The sequence below is a fragment of the Bradyrhizobium sp. Kon69 genome, from assembly GCF_055807515.1.
The window spans coordinates 1-325 of the sequence record NZ_JBVVOS010000215.1 but is presented as its reverse complement, the minus strand read 5'-3'; the positions used below and the strand labels follow the sequence as shown (position 1 = coordinate 325).

Sequence of the window (325 nt, the reverse complement as noted above, 5' to 3'; positions counted from 1 at the left end):
CGGTGCATCCCACTAAAGAGGAAGTCGCTGGCCGCAGGGCATTCCGCTCGGTGGCCGATCTGCCCGAGGCGCCTGACGCTGCATGGGTTGGCGTCAACCGGCATCTCACCATACAGGTGATCAACGCCCTGGCTGAGCGCGGTGCCGCCGGCGCTGTCTGCTACGCCGGCGGCTTCCTCGAAACCGGAGCCTATGATCAGGAAGGCTCGAGACTGCAGTCCGAGCTTATTGCTGCCGCCGGCCAGATGCCGATAATCGGTCCGAACTGCTACGGCTTGATCAACTATGCAGACGGCGCTCTTCTGTGGCCGGACCATCATGGCGG

Annotated in this window: 1 protein-coding gene; it reads left to right on the top strand. The window is 63.7% G+C overall.

What is annotated here, in order from left to right; all coding sequences use genetic code 11:
• Positions 1 to 325 (top strand): CoA-binding protein (locus tag AC0L3U_RS38895; protein ID WP_473365041.1); only part of this gene is annotated, 325 nt, incomplete at both ends.